This window comes from Streptomyces sp. KLMMK (assembly GCF_036961605.1).
Taxonomy (GTDB): Bacteria; Actinomycetota; Actinomycetes; order Streptomycetales; family Streptomycetaceae; genus Streptomyces; species Streptomyces telluris.
Genome location: NZ_JBAMDC010000779.1, coordinates 1 through 885, shown reverse-complemented (window position 1 = coordinate 885; position 885 = coordinate 1). Strand labels below are relative to the sequence as shown.

Genomic DNA, 885 nt, shown 5'->3' with positions numbered 1-885 from the left:
GGTCCCGGCGCTCCACATCCCTTTCCACGAACGGTCGGTCGGCCCTCTCCACAGGCGAGTGAGGAACTGAAGCAGAAAGCGAGTGACATGACGCTCACGACTGAAGCTCAGAATTCCCCCGGATCCTCGGCACCGTCCGGACAGGGGGCGTCCCCACCGGTTCGTTCGAGCACTTCCGGCGCGATCGCGGTGGCGGCGGAGTCCACCACGGCGACCCGGATGAGTGCACCACCCTCCTTCGACGTCGCGGACTTCCCCGTGCCGCACGGCCGCGAGGAGGAGTGGCGCTTCACCCCGCTGGAGCGCCTGCGCGGCCTGCACGACGGCACCGCCAAGGCCTCCGGTTCCGTCGAGCCCAAGATCTCGGCGCCGGACGACGTCACCATCGAGACCGTCGACCGGGACGACGCGCGCATCGGGCGGGCCGGCCGGCCCGTGGACCGGGTGGCGGCGCAGGCGTTCTCCGCGTTCGAGACGGCCACGATCGTCTCGGTGCCGGCGAAGACCGTGCTGACCGGGCCGGTGCGGGTGGCCGTCCACGGCGAGGGCGGCGTGAGCTTCGGCCACACCGTGTTCGACGTCGGCGCCTTCGCCGAGGCCGTTGTCGTCATGGACCACACCGGCGCGGGCAGCCGCTCCGCCAACGTCGAAGTCATACTGGGCGAAGGCGCCAAGGCCACCGTCGTCACCATTCAGGACTGGGACGACACGGCCGTGCACTGTTCCCAGCACAACGTGCTCGTCGGCCGCGACGCGACCCTGAAGCACGTAGTCGTCACCTTCGGCGGCGGCCTGGTGCGGATCAGCCCGCGCATCGCGTACGCGGGCCCCGGCGGCGAGGCCGAGCTGTACGGCCTGTACTTCACCGACCGGGACCAGCACCAC

1 protein-coding gene is annotated in these 885 nt (G+C 70.8%); it reads left to right on the top strand.

Going from position 1 to position 885, the window contains the following annotated elements; genetic code table 11:
- Nucleotides 1-87: 87 nt before the first annotated feature.
- Nucleotides 88-885: SufB/SufD family protein (locus V7793_RS37915; protein ID WP_443058093.1), on the top strand; the 798-nt coding region annotated here is incomplete at its 3' end.